This window comes from Micromonospora gifhornensis, from assembly GCF_016863515.1.
Taxonomy (GTDB): domain Bacteria; phylum Actinomycetota; class Actinomycetes; order Mycobacteriales; family Micromonosporaceae; genus Micromonospora; species Micromonospora gifhornensis.
Genome location: NZ_BOPA01000022.1, coordinates 1 through 18,309 on the forward strand (window position 1 = coordinate 1; position 18,309 = coordinate 18,309).

12 protein-coding genes are annotated in these 18,309 nt (G+C 68.8%); 6 read left to right on the forward strand and 6 right to left on the reverse strand.

Annotation, left to right across the window (positions count from 1 at the left end; genetic code table 11):
* The first annotated feature begins 298 nt into the window (after positions 1 to 298).
* The gene (locus tag Vgi01_RS16810) at positions 299 to 1,177 is read left to right on the forward strand and encodes an inositol monophosphatase family protein (RefSeq protein ID WP_204291636.1); all 879 of its coding nucleotides are present in this window, start codon (positions 299 to 301) and stop codon (positions 1,175 to 1,177) included.
* Positions 1,123 to 2,406, forward strand: a complete 1,284-nt coding sequence (locus Vgi01_RS16815) for a hypothetical protein (protein ID WP_239089017.1) — start codon at positions 1,123 to 1,125, stop codon at positions 2,404 to 2,406. The genes Vgi01_RS16810 and Vgi01_RS16815 overlap by 55 nt, the downstream gene beginning before the upstream one ends.
* Before the next feature lie 40 nt (positions 2,407 to 2,446).
* On the opposite strand, the gene Vgi01_RS16820 is transcribed toward Vgi01_RS16815, so the two are convergent.
* From Vgi01_RS16820 to Vgi01_RS16830, 3 genes are all read right to left on the reverse strand, one after another.
* Complete coding sequence (locus tag Vgi01_RS16820; protein WP_204291637.1) at positions 2,447 to 3,652, reverse strand: helix-turn-helix domain-containing protein; 1,206 nt, start codon at positions 3,650 to 3,652, stop codon at positions 2,447 to 2,449.
* Positions 3,636 to 3,806 (reverse strand): hypothetical protein, encoded by a 171-nt coding sequence (locus tag Vgi01_RS16825; RefSeq protein ID WP_204291638.1) that lies wholly within the window; start codon positions 3,804 to 3,806, stop codon positions 3,636 to 3,638. Before Vgi01_RS16825 ends, Vgi01_RS16820 begins: the two co-directional genes overlap by 17 nt.
* A 134-nt stretch (positions 3,807 to 3,940) precedes the next feature.
* Positions 3,941 to 5,125: a helix-turn-helix domain-containing protein gene (locus Vgi01_RS16830; protein WP_204291673.1), complete on the reverse strand. Its 1,185-nt coding sequence runs from the start codon at positions 5,123 to 5,125 to the stop codon at positions 3,941 to 3,943.
* Positions 5,126 to 5,365: 240 nt separating this feature from the next.
* On the opposite strand from Vgi01_RS16830, the gene Vgi01_RS16835 reads away from it, so the two are divergent.
* Positions 5,366 to 6,799 (forward strand): RelA/SpoT-related domain-containing protein, encoded by a 1,434-nt coding sequence (locus Vgi01_RS16835; protein WP_204291639.1) that lies wholly within the window; start codon positions 5,366 to 5,368, stop codon positions 6,797 to 6,799.
* Here Vgi01_RS16835 and treZ read toward each other — a convergent pair.
* The 3 genes from treZ to glgX are packed head-to-tail and all read right to left on the reverse strand — an operon-like array spanning position 6,794 to position 12,942.
* Complete coding sequence (treZ, locus tag Vgi01_RS16840; RefSeq protein ID WP_204291640.1) at positions 6,794 to 8,515, reverse strand: malto-oligosyltrehalose trehalohydrolase; 1,722 nt, start codon at positions 8,513 to 8,515, stop codon at positions 6,794 to 6,796. The genes Vgi01_RS16835 and treZ overlap by 6 nt on opposite strands.
* A gap of 16 nt (positions 8,516 to 8,531) precedes the next feature.
* Complete coding sequence (gene treY / locus Vgi01_RS16845; RefSeq protein WP_204291641.1) at positions 8,532 to 10,823, reverse strand: malto-oligosyltrehalose synthase; 2,292 nt, start codon at positions 10,821 to 10,823, stop codon at positions 8,532 to 8,534.
* Position 10,824: 1 nt separating this feature from the next.
* Positions 10,825 to 12,942: a glycogen debranching protein GlgX gene (gene glgX, locus Vgi01_RS16850; RefSeq protein WP_204291642.1), complete on the reverse strand. Its 2,118-nt coding sequence runs from the start codon at positions 12,940 to 12,942 to the stop codon at positions 10,825 to 10,827.
* A gap of 394 nt (positions 12,943 to 13,336) precedes the next feature.
* Here glgX and Vgi01_RS16855 point away from each other — a divergent pair, with 394 nt between their 5' ends.
* The 3 genes from Vgi01_RS16855 to Vgi01_RS16865 all read left to right on the forward strand — a co-directional run bounded on the left by Vgi01_RS16855 (position 13,337) and on the right by Vgi01_RS16865 (position 18,263).
* Positions 13,337 to 14,740, forward strand: coding sequence for a glycosyltransferase family 4 protein (locus Vgi01_RS16855; protein ID WP_204291643.1), 1,404 nt, complete (start codon positions 13,337 to 13,339; stop codon positions 14,738 to 14,740).
* Positions 14,741 to 15,313: 573 nt separating this feature from the next.
* On the forward strand, positions 15,314 to 15,970 hold the full coding sequence (locus tag Vgi01_RS16860; protein WP_102656369.1) for a response regulator transcription factor: 657 nt from the start codon (positions 15,314 to 15,316) through the stop codon (positions 15,968 to 15,970).
* A 130-nt stretch (positions 15,971 to 16,100) separates the two neighbouring features.
* Positions 16,101 to 18,263 (forward strand): M14 family metallopeptidase, encoded by a 2,163-nt coding sequence (locus Vgi01_RS16865; protein WP_239089018.1) that lies wholly within the window; start codon positions 16,101 to 16,103, stop codon positions 18,261 to 18,263.
* The last annotated feature ends 46 nt before the right edge of the window (positions 18,264 to 18,309 follow it).

The following is an 18,309-nucleotide window of genomic DNA, read 5'->3' on the forward strand; positions in this document are numbered from 1 at the left end:
CGATCCGACATTGAGCACGATCTTGTGACGAGGTCAGGCGACGATGGGCTCCCTTTGGCGAGATCACGCTCTCGCCACGCAGGCGGGTTCCGGTGACGGTTACCGCACCGCGTCGCCAGAGCCACGATGATGATCGACATGCGGGAGACTTGTCGCCATCGGTAGGCAATCAGCGCGATGGTGAATGCGCCCCGAGCTGTGACCCTCATCTGTCACTCGGCGGATCAGTGCCAGAGTGGAATGATGACCTCGTCCATCGAGTGGCCCCGTCGAGTTGGTCGCGAGGAGAGTCGAGCCGATGAATCTTGACAAGCTGTGGACCGACCTAGCCACAGAACTGTTGGGCGTGCTCACGGCGTACCGGTCACGGGTGGCCGACTTGGACGTGCAGGAGAAGGCCGACCAAACCCTGCTCACCGAGGCCGATCTCGCGGTTGAAGAGTTGGTTATCAACCGGATCCGGGCCCTGGATCCGGCTGCTCGGGTGCTGGCGGAGGAGTCCGGCAGCGGTACCTGGCGGCCCGGTGAGGACGAGGAGCCCGAGCGGATCTGGGTGATCGACCCGATCGACGGCACAGCCGAGTTCGTCAATCCCAGCAGCGCGGAGTTCTGTTCCGTGATCTGCCTGCTGGAACGACGGGAACCGGTCGCCACGCTCATCGTCGCACCCGAGTTGGGGACCGACCGCACACCGATCGTGGTGGTCGCCTCCCAGGCTGAGCGCACGATCACGGTCAACGGCAGACCGGCGAGACACATCAACGAACCGGTTCGTGTCGCATCCCTGACTCGTAGCGCTCGTTCCGAAGCCCCACCACACGAAACCGCTATGGCTGCGGCTGGCTACACCCTGAAGACGCGGACGACGTCACAGACGCTGGACATGCTGCGTACCGCCGTGGATCTTACCGATTTCGCGGCCGATGCGCCGCGCTTCGACCTCTTCTACCGTCCTCGACAGAAGGTCTGGGACGGTCTCGCAGGCTTGTGTCTCGGTGAGATCGTCGGTCTAATGTCCACGGATGCGAAAGGGGTTCGGCATCTCCCCGTATCCATGGAAACACTTGCCCAACCAGAGCCGACGTTCGCCAGCACCGTGATGGGTCGCCCGGAGGCCGTCAAGTGGTTCGTAGAGCAGGCGCAGGGCTCCCCCACCGCAATACGGAAGTCCTCGTAGACGTCACATCGATCATCAGTGCCGAGGACTTCGTCGTTGCGCAGAACCGGGTCAGCCGGCCTGACGATCCGTTCGCCCGTCAGGCATTTGTCGAGCTGATCCAGTCCCTGATCTTCATGGAACGGGTATGGGTGGCCCACCCGGTGCTCGCTCGCCCTTCGGCCGCTGATTTCGGTGGTAAGCCATACCTCCTCCGAGCGTTGGCCGACGCTGGGCTGCTGCATCCATTGCAGTTGGATGTCGACGAGACCAGCCGGGTGCGCGACGCCGAGGACCTGGCGCTGCATGAGTTGCAGAGTTGGCGCGGCCACAAGGTCCTTGGCCAGTTCATCGAGCAGGCGGTCGCCTGCGACGATGCCCTGCCTGATCAGCGCAACTCACTATCGAAGCGTATTCACGGCTGGTGCGCTTTCCAGGCAGCCAATGTACGCGTGGCCGGCCACCACTCGGATCGAATCGCCACACCCGACGGGGTGGAGGACGACCCTTTCGGCGCTTGGGCGCGAGCGGCATCGATCGTGCTGCGAGGCCCCCTTCAGTCCATGGCGCCCACCGGTGAGGAGGTCTACGTCGCGGCAACCCTGGCGCGTGGGCTTAAGTATCAGGCGCGCGCGGATGCCACCCGTCTCTCCTACCAGGCACACCCCGTCAGACGCGACTTCCTGCTGACCTTTGACCTCTCCACCGAGGGTGCCACCGAGACCGTGGTGTTGGACGTCATCAAGGCCATTCGGGGCATCCATCAGTCGCTCGTCACGGCGGCGGATGACAGCGACACCCACCGAGTTCAGCTGCTCGAACTAGAACTACCACTGCTCGGAGGCCGGCTCTGGCAGGCGGGCGAGATCGGCCAGATGGGCGATCGTGCCTGGGTCGACCTTGTCGTCGCCCGCATCGCCGAATATCGCGACAAGGCCGCCGACTTACGCGCTGCCGTGGCCCGCTGCGTTACCGACGAGGACTACCTTCGCCTCGCTCGCGACATCAACGGCGCGAAACGACAGCTACTCGAACGCCTCGGCTTGCGCAAGGTCGCCCTGTCGCCGGTAGAGCAGGAACTGGTCAACGGGGTGGCCTCGGTGACCGAATCGGTGCCCGGTGTCCCCAAGGTGGCCGGCATGTGGATTGGAGCACGGGTCCTCGGCAAGCAGGTCACCGCCACGGGCACGCCGGTGCAGCGCTTCCTCTACAAGGAGTTCTACCGCGCCTGGAAACGCGCCGGCCGCTGAACCATCATCGGGGCGACGAGCGTCGTTGGGCAGCGGTGGGTCAGCGGGTGAGGCCGACGAGGGTGGCCAGGCGGGTTACGCCGGGTGGGGTGGGGCGGCCACGAGCTACCTCGGTGAGGAGGGTACGCGCCGACGGCCGCAACCGGACCTCAGCGGGCGCGACTCCATCCGCCGCGACCAGCATCCGTCCCGCCCCGGACAGGTCACCGGCCAGCAGGTACGCCCGCGCGGCGTCCACCAGGTAGGCGCCCCGGTACTCGGGCGACAACCGCCGCCACCCGTCCCGCCGGATCAGCAGCTCGTGCCGACCGACCGCCTCGGCCGCAGCGCCCCGCTCGACCGCCACCACCACCCGCGCCAGCTCCACGGCGACCGGCCCGAAACTCGTACCGTACGGATCGTCGGCGACCTCGACCCGGCCCGCCACCGCTGCGGCCTGGTCGAGCAGCACCCCGGCCTGCCCAGGCTCGCCGCAGCCCGCCGCGGCGAGAGCGGCCTGGAGCAGCAGCGTCCCACCTACCGCCAACTCCTGCGCCCGCCGACCCGACGCCACCCCATCCCCCGCCGGTCGCGCCGCAACGCCGGTCAGCCGCTGCGCGGCGGCAACGGTGGCGGCCAGCGCCAGCCGCTGCCGACCGGCGAGCCGCAGCGCCTGCCCGATCGAGATGGCCGCCGCACCCGCCAACACCGCATCCTCGCCGGCCGCCGCCACCGCCCGGTCGGCGGTCAACCACCCGAGGTCGGCCTCACCCAGCTTCACCAGCACCGACGAGGCGACCCGGTACGCCTGCACCGGCAACTCCCCGTCCTCCGAACCCGACGACAGTTGCACGGCGTCCAGCAGCCCAGGCAGCGCACGCACCACCTGGGCGTACTGCCCATGCTGAAAGCTCAACCAGGCATGCCCCACCCGCCGACGCAGCTCCGCCACCGGCACCTCACGCGCCGACGCCTCGAACACCCCGTACCGCGCGAGCGCCGCTCGCACCCCGTCAAACCCATCGCGTACGTCGCCGCCGGTTGACAGCGGATGCTGGCCGAGCAACACCGCCGGGTCGATGCGCAGCACCTCGGCGATAGCCTGGATCACCGAGAACCTGTCGAGTCGACGGGCACCTCGCTCCACCTTGTCCACCCAGCTCTTCGACTTCCCCAGCCGGTCGGCGAGGCCCTGCTGCGTCATCCGCCGCCGCATCCGCCACTGCGCCACCCGCCGCCCGATCGGCACCTCACTGCGGCCGGTCACGCCGCCACCGCCGATCCGGCACCGCCCGAGTGGTCTCCTCCATCGGTACGCGCTCCGCCTCGGCCTGCTCCAACAGCCGCCGCTTCGCCGCCTCCCGCTCAGCCGCCTGAATCTGCTCACCCCGACTGACCGACTCGTCGCCCTGACCTGGCATCCCTACCTCCAACAGACCCGGCCGTGGAGATCGTGATCAGGAGGGGCTGCTCGCCGTCTCATCTGGCCGAGGAAGGCGATCGCCTTCCCAAACCGGACGCTAAGACAGTGCGGTAGTTACTTAATTACCACCAGTTATGCAGCCAGGTGGATGCCCATCCGGCTGGCAAGCAGCCGCAGGTCTTCCGAGACAGCCCGCCGCCTCGCCCGCTGGGCAAGGGCCACCACCGCATCGCGGGCTAGCGGGTTCAGCGCGAACGGTACGGGTGCGGCCCGCTCGGCCTGCACGAAGGCACCCAGCGCTTCGGCATCCCGACGACCGGTGTCGGCGAACGCCCGACCAAGATCGAGCCAGTACGACATCTGGCGATTGGTGGCCGCGAGAACCTGAGGCCGCACCGCTCGGGACAGCTCGATCACCTTGCCCATCTCGCCCTGCTCTGCGGCGATGGACATCTTCCAGAGACCCACGTTGGTCGGACCGAACCCGCACCCGTTGAAGCCGCCGCCGTCCACAGGATCCCCGAGGCTCGTCGCCTCGCGGCTCGCCTCAGCCAGATGGTCCCGGGCGACGTCTACCCGGCCGTCCACAGTCGAAGTCAGGGCCGCCGACAGGTGAAGTTGACCGAGCATCTGTCGCACCTGCTCATCACCAGCGTCGTTTTGCAACTCGACAAGCGATCGGCCGGCGGCCCGGGCAGCCAGCGACGCGGACTCGATCGGCAGGCTCTGTACATAGGCAAACCGTGCCGCACCGATCCATGCGGAGTGCTCGGCCTCCTCGGCGGCGGAAACGGCGACGCGAGCCGCGTTCAGCGCCAGATGGCGGTACCCGAGGTGCCGCAGACATGTCGCAGCCTGGTAGGCCGCTTGAGCGAGCACGGTGCCGCCCGCGGCAGCGGACTCCAGCAGCAGGTCGGGAAGCATGCGCGCCATCGCCGGGTAGTTACAGAGGTTGCGAAGCTGATCAGTGCGCGCCAGGTCTGCCGTCAACTGCTCCTGCGTACGGGTAGACGGTCGACGCTCACCGTCCTCAATCTCGATCAGCGCGGACCAGATCGCCGGTACGCACTCGGCGGCACCCTCGCGGGCCGGATCGCCCGGTTCCGTGCCCTGACCGAGAAGGTCAGCCACGGTGACCTGTAGGGCTGCGGCGAAGGACACGAGAGTGGAGCGCCGGTCGATGGTCTTCCGACCCGACTCGATCTGCGAGACATAGGGCTGGCTGACGCCAGCGAGCCCGGCGAGGACGGCCTGCGACATCCCGCCCCGACGCATCCGCCAGTAGCGGATCCTCGCCCCTACGGTGTCCGTATTCATCACCACGCTTACCGCCTACCTCCCGTGTGGTTGGCCTGGTTAGCGGGCGGCCACCAAGCCGCCTGTCGGACGCTACCCTTCCTCACCACCGAGCGCGACCCTCGCAAGCGGCGAAAGGGAACCTTGAGCAGCACCTATTGACCACGTCGGATCATCTGCCATGCGCGAGGAAGTCGCTCCCGACAAGGACCGGCCAAACCACCCCTCCCTTTTGGATGCAGCCGCCGGTAGCATCCAGGCGTGTCCCACGGCGAAGACATGGAAATGGTCCCCACTCACCTGTGGCGCTACGCGCAGGATCAGCCATTCTTGGCCGAGGTGGCCGACGAGACGAGACGCTTCCTCACGGAGTTGGCGCGGGACGCCAGCATTGACGTGCACCTTGTGAAGGCACGCCCAAAGACGCTTGCCTCGTACAAGGACAAGTCAGCGAAGCTAAAGGACGATGGAACTCCGAAGTACTCCGACCCCGCTACAGAGATCCATGACTGCGTGGCGGCGCGTGTCATCGTCTACACCACCCGAGCGCGCAACGACATGGCCAACCTCATCGAGAATCGCTGCGAGTGCCGGGAACGGCACAACCCCGGCGAAAAAAGACACAACGGATACGACAGCGAGCACCTCGTCATCACGGGCCTCAAAGATCCCGATTTGCAGCTCCGCTACAGCGCTCTCACGAAGTTCTTCGACAACTACAAGGGCTTGGAGATCCAGGTGCGCAGCGTGGCGGGCCACGCCTGGGCAGAATACGAGCACGACATCCGCTACAAGTCCGGCGGCTACAAAGAACTGCCATCCAATGACAAAGGTCGAGTCGATCAGTACTTCATTGAGGCCGGCGGTATGCGCCGGTACATGGACGAGATCTTCGACAAGATCGAAGAGTTGCTCCGGCCGCAAGGTGCGGATGATGCAGCAACAGCTGACGAGCCCGTGATCGAAGTCGACGAGCCGTCACCGGAAACGCTCGACCCGACTCTCCTGGGCCCGGCGTCGTTGGGCGCACTGGTCGCCAGTCGTTTCCCAGACGATGAGCCGGGCGACACGCTGTCACTCGCCGTTCTCGTCGACCAACTGGCGGAACTTGGTGTGACCACGGTCGGTCAGTTGGAGGCCGCGCTCTCAAACCTCGGCCAAGGCCAAGTCGCACGGCTGATGGATTATCCGATCGAGACGACCCGCGTCCGAAAATTGGACGACGAACTGCTCGCCATCTTCCTGGACCGCTATGTCGCGGCTGCTGCAGACGATGGCCGACGGCAACTCCTACGCCTGCGACTCCGCCGTGTACGGGGACGGTTCACGATCTACTCATTGGAGGGGCCGAGCGGCACCCGACGCCCTGTCACCGCCGCGCGAGCGGTACGCGATCTTGCGAAGTTCGTCGCCGAGCGTCAGGGCGTCGCGGCGGCAGCATACAACGGCTTCATCAGTGCGAGCAGAAGCGACATCTCGCCAGGCTATTTCCCGAAGGAGGTAAGGACATCCGCCGGTCCGGTGTACGTCGCGACGAACTTGTCTCGCGCCCACGCGGAGAGCCTCATGGGCGAAATGGTCTCGCGGGTTCCCGGCGTTGGGCTGCGGGTCAAACGAGCCGGTGACCTTCTCTTCGAGGCGGCTCCGGATGTCAGCGCCACAAACCCCGAGACAAGCTCAGGGCCAGGGTCATAGCGCCACTATCGCGGCTGTTTCTGCTGGTAGGTCGATGCGGTCTCGGGTCACCGTGACCCCCTCCCCCGTCGCCAGCAGCACCCGTCGCGCCACCCCCGGCAACGTCACCCGCTGCGGCTTGTCGGCCAGGTTCGCCGCTACCAGGCACCCACCGCGCCGCATCACCAGGAACCGGTCCCCGTGGCGCACCTCGACGGCGAACAGGTGCGGATCCGACAGCTCGGGCCGTGACTTCCGCAGGGCGATCAACCGCCGGTAGAAGTCGTACATCGCGCGGTGTTCGGGTTTGTCCAGCTCGGCCCAGTCCAACCGGGAGCGTACGAACGTCTGCCGGTCCTGCGGGTCCGGCACCGCCTCGGCGGTCCAGCCGTGGGTGGCGAACTCCTGACGGCGACCCAGCACAACGGCGGTGGCCAGTTCGGGTTCCGGGTGGGAGGTGAAGTACTGCCAGGGCGTCGAAGCAGCCCACTCCTCCCCCATGAACAGCATCGGGGTGAAGGGCGAGGCCATCAGCAGCACCGCGCCGACCCGGAGCATGGCGGGCGACAGCGACGCCGAGAGGCGATCACCGACCGCACGGTTGCCGATCTGGTCGTGATTCTGCAGGTACGCCACGAAGCGGTGCCCGGGGGTGCGCGGGTCGACCGGGCGGCCGTGTTGGCGGTTGCGGAAGCTGGACCAGGTGCCGGTGTGGAAGAAGGCGCCGGTCAGCACCTCGGCGAGGCATTCCATGGTGCCGAAGTCGCCGTAGTAGCCCTGCCGTTCGCCGGTGAGCAGGGTGTGCAGGGCGTGGTGGGCGTCGTCGTTCCACTGGGCCTGCAGGCCGTAGCCACCGGCCTCGCGTGGGCTGATCAGCCGGGGGTCGTTGAGGTCGGATTCGGCGATCAACGACAGCGGGCGGCCCAGGTGCACCGACAGACTCTCGACCTCGACGGCGATCTCCTCCAGCAGATGCACCGCGCGGGTGTCGGGCATGGCGTGTACGGCGTCCAGGCGCAGGCCGTCGACGTGGTAGTCGCGCAGCCACATGAGCACGCTGTCGAGGATGAAGCGGCGTACCCCGTCGGAGTGCGGGCCGTCGAGGTTGACGGCCTGTCCCCAGGGGGTGGTGCGGTCGCTGAGGTACGGCGCGAAGCGCGGCGCGTAGGCCCCGGAGGGCCCGAAATGGTTGTAGACGACGTCGAGGATCACCCCCAGACCTTTGGCGTGGGCGGCGTCGACGAGCCGTTTCAGCCCGTCCGGGCCGCCGTACGGTTCGTGCGGGGCGAACCAGCAGACGCCGTCGTACCCCCAGTTGTGTTCGCCGTTGAAGGCGTTGACCGGCAGCAGTTCGATCATGTCGACGCCGAGGTCGACCAGGTGGTCGAGCTTGTCGATCGCGGCGTCGAAGGTGCCTTCGGGGGTGAAGGTGCCGACGTGCAGTTCGTAGAGGATGCTGCCGGGCAGTTGGCGGCCGGTCCAGGCGCTGTCGGTCCAGGCGAAGGCCGAGTGGTCGTAGGCGCGGCTGACGCCGTGCACGCCGAAGGGCTGCCACAGGGAGCGGGGGTCGGGCAATGCCTGGTCGTCGTCGTCCAGCAGGTACGCGTAGTCGGAGCCGGCGTCGGGGACCTCGACGCGCCACCAGCCGCCCCGGCCGGCTCTCATCTCGTGGTCGGCGTCGGGCAGGCGCAGCCGTACCCGTTTCGCCTCGGGCGCCCAGACCGTGAATTCGGACATGACGCAGCCTCCCGGGTCAGGTGGTGGGCACCAGCAGAGCGACGGGATATGTGGCCAACAGGTCCGCGAGTCGGACCCGTCCATCACTGTAGACCCGACCGGTGAACAGGCACGACATCTGATTAACGGGCAATGACAGGGTGGTGTCGCGCCAGCCGCCCTCGGCGGCCAGCCGCAGTGGCAGGCGGGTGGCCACGGCTACCGCGCCACCCCGGTCGAAGACGACGGCGTGGCGGGCCGCCGGGCCGTGCACGAGCATCGGCTGGTAGTCGCCGAACAGCTCCGGCCGGTCCCGGCGGGCCCGCAGGGTGCGGGACACCACGAGCAGCTTGGCCGCGCCGGTGTCGTCCACCGCCGGCTGCCAGCCGGCGTCGAGCCGGGCCAGCAGTTCCCGGCGTACGCCGAAGTCGACCGGGCGGCGGTTGTCCGGGTCGACCAGGGAGTTGTCCCACAGTTCGGTGCCCTGGTAGGTGTCCGGCACCCCGGGCATGGCGAGTTGGATCAGCTTCTGACCGAGCGAGTTGGACCAGCCGGCCGGGGTGATCTCGGCGGCGAAGGCGGCCAGCTCGCCACTGACGGCCGGGTCGTCGTACATGGCGTCGACGAGGGCGTGCATGGCCTGCTCGAAGGCCGGGTCGGGGTCGGTCCAACCGGTCGAGACCGCGGCCTCCCGGGCGGCTTTCTCGGCGTACGCGTGCAGGCGCTCACGCTCGACGGGCCAGGCGCCGACGGCGGTCTGCCACAGCAGGTGCGCCAGGGCGGCGTCGGGCAACGGCACGGCCGCCATCCAGCCGGTGACCAGCTGCGCCCAGCGTTGCGGCAGTTCGGCGAGGACGGCGAGGCGGGCGCGGACGTCCTCGCCGCGTTTGGTGTCGTGGGTCGACAGGGTGGTCATGCTTGTCGGCCAGCGGTCGTGTCGGGCGACGGCGAAGCGGTGGAACCGGCCGGGCAGGGTGCCGAAGTGGGCGGGGCTGCCTCCGACCTCGTTGAGTGCGACGAACCGGCTCCACCGGTAGTAGGCGGTGTCCTCCACCCCCTTGGCCATCACCGCGCCGGTGAACTGGGGGAAGCGGCGGGCCAGTTCGTCGTCGGGGTCGCGCAGCCGCCGGGTGATCGCGTCCAGGGCCCCGGTCAGGTCGGTGCGGCGGCGGCCGGCCTCGGCGCGGGCGTTGGCCAGGTGGCGTACCCCGTCGGGCGGGTAGCCGCGGTAGACCGGGAACGCGGCGGCCAACTCGGCCAGGGCGGCGCGGGCGGCATCGGCGTCCACCTCGGGGGCGAGGGCGGCCAGTCGGGTCAGCTCGGCGGCGAGCAGTCGGGTGGCGGCGCCGAGTTTGGTGTCGTGGGTCAGGTCGGCCCAGGAGGTGGCCCGGCCGGTCAGCCGGGTGTCCAGGGCGGTGAAGTCGGCTTCGGCGTCACCGTCGACGAAGATTCCGCAGACCGCCGCGAGGGCGTCGTACCCGGTGGTGCCGTCGACCGGCCAGCCGGGCAACTCCTCGCCGTACTCCAGGATCTTCTCCACGATCAGCCACGTGTCGGGGGCGGCGTCGCGTAGCCGGGCCAGGTAGCCGGCCGGGTCGCGCAGCCCGTCGGGGTGGTCGACCCGGATGCCGTCGATCTCGCCGGCCGCCGCCCAGGCCAGGATCAGCTCGTGGGTGGCGGCGAACACCGCCGGATCCTCCACCCGCAGCCCGGCCAGGCTGGAAACGGCGAAGAACCGGCGGTACGTCAGCTCGGCGTCGCCGCGCCGCCAGCAGACCAGTTCGTAGTGCTGCCGGTCGTGCACCTCGCGGGGGCTGCCGTCGCCGGTGCCGTCGGCGATCGGGAACCGGTGCTCGTGATAGCGCAGTTCCCCGTCGACGATCGTGAGGGCGTCCAGCGCGTCGGGGTCCTCGGCGAGCACCGGCAGCAGCAGCCGGCCCCGCGCCCAGTCGATGTCGAACCAGTCCGCATACGCCGAGTCCCGTCCCCGGCGCAGCACGTCCCACCAGGCCGGGTTGGCGGCCGGTACGGCGACCCCGGCGTGGTTGGGCACGATGTCCACGACCAGGCCGAGCCCGACGGACCGCAGCGCCCGCAGCAGCCGCTGCCGGGCGGGTTCGCCGCCGAGTTGCGGGTTGACCTGAGCGTGGTCGACCACGTCGTAGCCGTGTGTGCTGCCCGGTGCGGCGGTCAGCAGCGGCGCGCTGTAGAGGTGGGTGACGCCGAGGTCGGCGAGGTAGCCGGCGAGGCCGGCGGTGGCGTCCAGGTCGAAGTCGGGGCGCACCTGCACCCGGTAGGTGGCGCCGACCGGTCGAGGGGTGTCGGTCATGTCAGGCGACCCTCTCCAGCACCACCAGGGACCGGTCCGGTACGCAGACCGTGCCGCCGGCCTCGACGGTGGTGCCCTTGTCCTGGTCAGGTTCGGCGGTGCTGATCACCAGTTCCCACCGCTGGCCGAATTCGGCCGGCGGTGACGTGAAGTCCAGTGGCGCGTCGTGGGCGTTGAAGCAGAGCCAGAAGGAGGTGTCGTGGTGGCGTTGGCCGTACTGGCCGCGTTCCCGGATGCCGTCGCCGTTGACGAACAGCGCCACCGAGCGGCCGAAGTCGTTGCCCCAGTCCTCGCCGGTCATCTCCCGCCCGTCGGGGGTGTACCAGGCCAGGTCGGGCAGGGGTTCGTCGGCGCCCCGGCCGCGTACCGGCAGGCCGGTGAAGAAGCGGCGGCGTTGGAACACCTGGTGTTGACGGCGGAAGGCGACCAGTCGGCGGGTGAAGTCGAGCAGGTCGTGGTCGATGTTGTCCCAGTCGACCCAGGCCAGTTCGCTGTCCTGGCAGTAGGCGTTGTTGTTGCCGCGCTGGGTGCGGCCCAGCTCGTCGCCGTGACCGATCATCGGCACTCCCTGGGAGAGCAGCAGGGTGGCGATGAAGTTGCGCCGCTGCCTGGCGCGCAGGGCCAGCACCCCGGGGTCGTCGGTGTCGCCCTCGACGCCGCAGTTCCAGGACCGGTTGTGGCTCTCCCCGTCCCGGTTGTCCTCGCCGTTGGCCTCGTTGTGCTTGTCGTTGTACGACACCAGGTCGGTCAGGGTGAACCCGTCGTGGCAGGTGACGAAGTTGATGCTGTGGAAGGGGCGACGCCCGTCGTCCTGGTACAGGTCGGCGGAGCCGCAGATGCGGGAGGCGAACTCGGCGAGGGTGGCCGGTTCGCCGCGCCAGAAGTCACGCACGGTGTCGCGGTACTTGCCGTTCCACTCGGTCCACTGCGGCGGGAAGTTGCCCACCTGGTAGCCCCCGGGACCGACGTCCCACGGCTCGGCGATCAGCTTGACCCGGCTGACCACCGGGTCCTGCTGCACCACCTCGAAGAAGGTGGAGAGCCGGTCCACCTCGTAGAACTCGCGGGCCAGGGTGGCGGCCAGGTCGAAGCGGAACCCGTCGACGTGCATCTCGGTGACCCAGTACCGCAACGAATCCATGATCAGCTGGAGTGAGTGCGGGTTGCGCACGTTGAGGCTGTTGCCGGTGCCGGTGTAGTCGACGTAGTACTGCCGGTTCTCTTCCGACAGGCGGTAGTAGCTGGGGTTGTCGACGCCCTTGAAGCTCAGCGTCGGGCCGAGGTGGTTGCCCTCGGCGGTGTGGTTGTAGACCACGTCGAGGATGACCTCGATGCCGGCGGCGTGCAGCGCCTTCACCATGCCCCGGAACTCCTGCACCTGCTGGCCCAGGTGGCCGAGGGCGGAGTAACCGTGGTGCGGGGCGAAGAAACCGATGGTGTTGTAACCCCAGTAGTTGCGCAGCCCCAGGTCGGCCAGGCGGTGGTCGTGGACGAACTCGTGGACCGGCATCAGCTCGATGGCGGTGACGCCGAGCCGGGTCAGATGGTCGATCATCGGGGGTGAGGCGATGCCGGCGTACGTGCCACGCAGTTCCTCCGGGATGCCGGGCAGTCGCATGGTCAGTCCGCGTACGTGTGCCTCGTAGATGACCGAGTGGTGGTACGGGATGCGCGGTGGGGCGTCGTTGCCCCAGTCGAAGTACGGGTTCACCACCACCGACTTCGGCATGAACGGTGCCGAGTCGGTCTCGCTCATCCGCTCCGGGTCACCGAGGGTGTAGTCGTACACCGCCGGGTCCCACCGCACGTCGGAGTCGATCGCCTTGGCGTACGGGTCGATGAGCAGCTTGTGGGGATTGCAGCGCAACCCGTTCGCCGGGTCGTACGGGCCGTACACCCGGTAGCCGTACCGCTGTCCCGGTCCGATCCCCGGGATGTAGGCGTGCCAGACGTACGCGTCGACCTCGCGCAATTCGACCCGGCGCTCATGGCCGACGTCCCACTCGTCGAAGAGGCAGAGTTCGATGCGCTCGGCCACCTCGGAGAAGATCGCGAAGTTGGTGCCCATCCCGTCGTACGTCGCCCCGAGAGGGAACCGCTCGCCCGGCCAGACCTGCATGTCGCTCCTTCGGCAAGAATCATGAGCGCGCCCGCATCATGAGCGCACCGTCCGGGGGCCGGGCGGATGCGCGCGGCGGTAATGCCCCGCACGGTCGGCCATCAATCCATCCGATCGGATGAATGCCTGGTATCCGCCCGACTGACCCCGAGTGAATTCCTACGGTGCCGTCAGTCACTGTGACCGTCCTCAAGGTGCGGAATCGGCCAAGATGACGTTTCCTTGTTGCGGGCAGACGTCCATGCGCCGGTGATCGTGCAGGTTCGCTGGCGCCTGGTCGCGCATGCCTCGATCCTCGCACCGCCGGACGCGTCCGCGCGTGTCCGAAACCCAACCTTGTTCCTTCGCCGCCATCGACGCCGGCGCGTTCCTTCCTGCACGGACGGAGACTGATGTGACGACCCTGCGGGTCGGCGGGCGGACCGCCACCGCCACGGACCGGACCCACCGGCCCACTCTCACCTCGCGAGCCCAGATCCCGACGCAGCCCGGCCCGGCCACCCCGCCGCGCAGCCACCGCATCCTGATGCTGTCCTGGGAGTTCCCGCCGGTGCTCGTGGGTGGCCTCGGCCGGCACGTGCACGCCCTGTCGGTGGCGCTGGTCGCCGCGGGCCACGAGGTCACCGTCGTCACCCGTCATGCCGAGGGCGCGCCGCTTGAGGAGTACGTCGACGGGGTGCGGGTCGTCCGCGCCGCCGAGGACCCGGTGACCTTCCCGCTGGCCACCGAGAGCCTGCTGGCCTGGACGATGGCGTTCAACCACACGCTCACCCGCGCCGCCCTGCGCGCCGTCTCCACCGGCGGGTACGACGTCATCCACGCCCACGACTGGCTGGTCGCGCACACCGCGATGACCCTGCGCGAGCACCTCGACCTGCCGCTGGTCAGCACCATTCACGCCACCGAGGCGGGCCGGCACCAGGGCTGGTTGCCCGAGGAGATGAACCGCACCATCCACGGTGTCGAGCAGTGGATCAGCACCGAGTCGACCCGGGTGGTGGTCTGCTCCGGCTACATGCGCGACGAGGTGACCGGGCTGTTCGGCGTGCCGGCCGGTCGCGTCGACGTGGTGCCCAACGGGGTGGAGCCGCACCGCTGGCGGGTGCCGGCGAGCGCGGTGGCGCAGGCCAGGGCCCGGTTCGCCGGGGACGGTCCGCTTGTCACCTTCGCCGGTCGACTGGTGTACGAGAAGGGTGTGCAGCACCTGCTCGCCGGGTTGCCCCGGCTGCGGGAACGGCACCCGGGTCTGCGTGCGGTGATCGTCGGTGACGGCCCGTACCGTGGCGAACTGGAGGCCGACGTACACCGACTCGGTCTGGCCGACACGGTCAGCCTGCCCGGCTTCCTCGGCGGCACGGACCTGCCGGCGGTGATGGCCGCCTCGGACTGCTTCGCGGTGCCCAGCATCTACGAGCCGTTCGGCATGGTCGCCCTGGAGGGGGCCGCCGCCGGTGCGCCACTGGCGGTCGCCGAGACCGGCGGGCTCGCCGAGATCGTCGAGCCGGGTGTCACCGGAGTGACCTTCCGTCCACATGATCCGGAGGCGTTGACCGACGCGGTGCACACCCTGCTCGCCGACACTGACCACGCCCGGGCGCTGGCCCGACGTGCCCGCGCCATGGTGCACGAGAAGTACGGCTGGGCGGCCATCGCCAGCCGCACCGCGTCCGCGTACGCCTCGGCGATCGCCCAGGCCCCGGCCGTGGCGGCCGAACGCGCGGCCCAGCAGATGGCGCACGGCCGGCCTCGGCTCACCGTGCCGGAGGGCAACCTGCTCGCCGCCGCCGGCCTGCGCTGACCGCCACCTGTTCGCAGTTGGCGTCGCCCGACGTCCCACGGTCCGCGATGTCGCCACCTCGGCGTCGCGGACCGCGGCGTCGGACGGTGGCGTCGGACGGTGGCGTCGCAGAGTGTGGGATCGCCTGCCGTGGTGTCACGGACCGGGATGTGGCGTTGCGTGACCGATACGGTGATCAGCGACTATTCCCCCACCGCCCTTTGCTCTGCTTCAACCCACGCAATAGCGCCTGAGCTGGGCGGATCCGGCGGGCGGCAGAAGCGGACGCGCAGTGTCCCGCACTGTCGGTGACCGTTGCGTGGGTTGAAGCAGAGCAAAGGGGACAGTGCGGGGACGGCCGGGCGGCGGAGCTGATACAGGCGGTGACGACCGCGGGCCGGGTCGTGGTGACCGAGCCGTCGCGCCCGGCACGTAGGGTGATCGTCACACGACAGTGCGCAGTCTCGGGTTGCCGCCAGGGCCGTTCGGGTAGCCGTTTCTAGCGTTACGATCTTGTATCCGCACTGGTCAACGCACGTTCACATCCGACAGACTCGCGTACATCCAGCGGGGGCGGGTCGAGGAGGGATGTAGGTGCGGGTGCTCCTGGTGGAAGACGATCTGCGTGTGTCGGCGGGGCTCGCCTCGGCGCTGCGACGACGGGGGCACGAGGTGGTGCAGGCGCTCACGGCCGCCGAGGCGGCCGAAGCCGAGCCGGTCGACCTCATCCTGCTGGACATGAACCTGCCGGACCGCGACGGTCTGGAGGTGTGCCGGCGGATCCGCCAGCACAACGAGGAAGTCGCCATCATCGCGGTGACCGCCCGCGCGGAGGAGCACGACCGGGTGGCGGGGCTGCGCGCCGGTGCCGACGACTACGTGGTGAAGCCGTTCTCGATGGTCGAGTTGCAGGCCCGTATCGATGCGGTGATGCGGCGGACCGGCCGTGCGGTGCGGGCGGCGGCGGCCCTTCAGATCGGGCCGCTGCGCATCGACGTCGACGCCCGCCGGGTCTGGATCCGCGAGCGGGAGGTCGCCCTGTCCCGCAAGGAGTTCGACCTGCTCGTGGCGTTGGCCCGGCAGGCAGGGACGGTGGTGCCCCGGGACCGGTTGCAGCTGGAGGTGTGGCAGACCACCTGGGCCACCCGGCACAACCTCGACGTCCACGTCGCGGCGTTGCGCGGCAAGTTGGAGAACCCCCAACTGGTGGAGACCGTACGCGGAGTGGGATATCGATTGCGGGTGGACTGAGTCGGCGGTCAAACCGGGATGTGAGGTGAACCTCAGATGATCCTCAAGAATCCCAGCTACCGGCCCCGCGCCCAGTCCGCGGCGGGTGTGCTGTCTGACACCCAGCCATACCTCCTGTTTGGAGATCCCTTTGCGATACAGACGGACAAAGGCCGGTGTCTTCTCCAGCCTCCTTGCCGCCATCCTCGCGGTGACGGCGCTGCCGGCGCTGGCACACGGAAAGCCGGCCGCCACCGCTCTTCAGATGCAGGCGGAGCCGAACCAGGTTCAGAACGTGACGGTGGTCCAGGGCGACGGCTACGCGACCCTGGCCTGGACCCACGTCGACGGCGCCACCGACTACCAGATCGAGCGGACGCCCGTCGCAGAGGACGGCAGCGCGACCGGCAACGGTGTGATCGTCGGTCTCTGGCGGCCGAACCGTCAGATCAACAACGACAAGCCGACCTTCGCCGACGCTGGGTTCGCTCCCGGTGACCGCTTCCAGTGGCGGGTCCGGGCGCGCTTCGGCACCGAGGCGCAGCCGTACTCGGCCGCCGTCGTCGGCACCACCAAGCCGCACTGGGGCGACCCGAACATCCCGGGTCAGAACCTGCGGACCCAGTGGGAGCAGACCCTCGGCGCGCAGTACACAAGCGACGTCAACGAGTACGCGTACACGGCGGCCATCGACGAGCTGAGCGACCGGGTGCGCGTGACGGAGATCGGCCGCACGGTCCTCAACCGGCCGATCAACATGTTCATCATCGGCTACCCGAAGCCGCCGGCGACCCCGGAGGCGGTGGCCGCGACGAGCCCGCTGGTCGTCAACTGCAACGTGCACGGCAACGAGCCGGGTGACCGTGAGGCGTGCTTCATCATGGCGCGTCAGCTGGCCTTCACCCAGGACCGGGCCACGCTCAACCTGCTGTCGAAGACCACCGTGCTGATCGTCCCGACGATCAACGGTGACGGCCGGGCGGCCAACAGCCGGGGCAACTCCACCGGTCAGGACCTCAACCGGGACCACTCGCTGATCCGTCAGCCGGAGACCCAGGCCTTCGCGGAGATGGTCCGCGACTACCGGCCGATCGCCGGCTACGACGGCCACGAGTACGGCAACGCCAACACCGGTGACCTGCCGATGCTGTCGCCGCGGCACGCCAACGTGCCTCAGGGCATCTTCGACGAGTCGCAGGACATGATCGAAGGCCACATGTACACCCAGGGTGCCAAGGACGGCTGGTGGGCCTGCCCCTACGGCTGCACCCCCGGTGCCACCGTGGGTCTGGGTCAGGAGACCATCCTGCGCAACACCCTCGGCCTGAAGAACGTGGTCAACTCTCTGCTGGAGCTGCGCAGCTCCGGTGGCCCCACTCGGCCGAACGAGAGCAACACCGCCAACAACCGGCGGCGTAAGACCTACTCGGGTCTGTGGACGTTCAACCAGTTCTTCCAGTACCACGGCGCACAGCTCAAGGACCTCAACAAGGCCCGGGCCGAGGCGATCCAGTTCCAGTCCGCGAACACCGGACCGATCGTTCTCGAGGGCTCCCGGGAGATCAAGGCGTACCCCGCCCCGCACCCGGGTGAGGCCCCGCCGCCGGTCGACGCTCCGCGCGAGGAGAACATCCTCCAGCACGCGCCGTGCGCGTACAAGCTCACCGAGGAGCAGTACAACGGCGCCCGCACCGACGGTCCGGGCGGCCAGGGCACCACGGTCGCCCAGCGGCTCGCCGCGCACGGCTGGAAGGTCATCAAGACCAACGACGGGTACATCGTTCCGCTGTCCCAGCCGCAGCGGGGCCTGGTGCCGCTGCTGCTCGACGAGCAGGCCGTCGCCGGCCTGGTCGCCGCCGAGCGGATCATGCCGACCGTGACCGGTACCCGCAAGGGTGCGCTGACGGTCTCCGGTGTCACCTGCATCGCCGACGCCACCGTGCGGGGCGCGATCACGGTGAAGAAGGGTGCCACGCTCATCGCCACCGGCAGCACGATCAACGGTCTGGTCAACGCTGACCGCGCGGCCGGGTTCGTGCTGACCGACAGCAAGGTCAACGCGATGGTCAACGTGCTCAACACCGCCGGCCCGGTCATCATGGTCGGCAACAAGATCAGCGGCTCGGTGCTGGTGCACGGCACCAAGGCCAGCGGCCCGGCCAACGTGGCCAACGGTGTCATCGGGGCGCCGCTGGTGGCGGGCAACACCCTCACCGGCCTGCTGACCTGCACCAGCAACGCCGTCACGCCGGTGAACCTGGAGACCCCCAACACCGTTCGGGGCCTCAAGATCGGCCAGTGCGCTCGTATCTGAGTCACTGACCGTCAACCGGTAACAGACGTACCGGCAGGCCGGATCC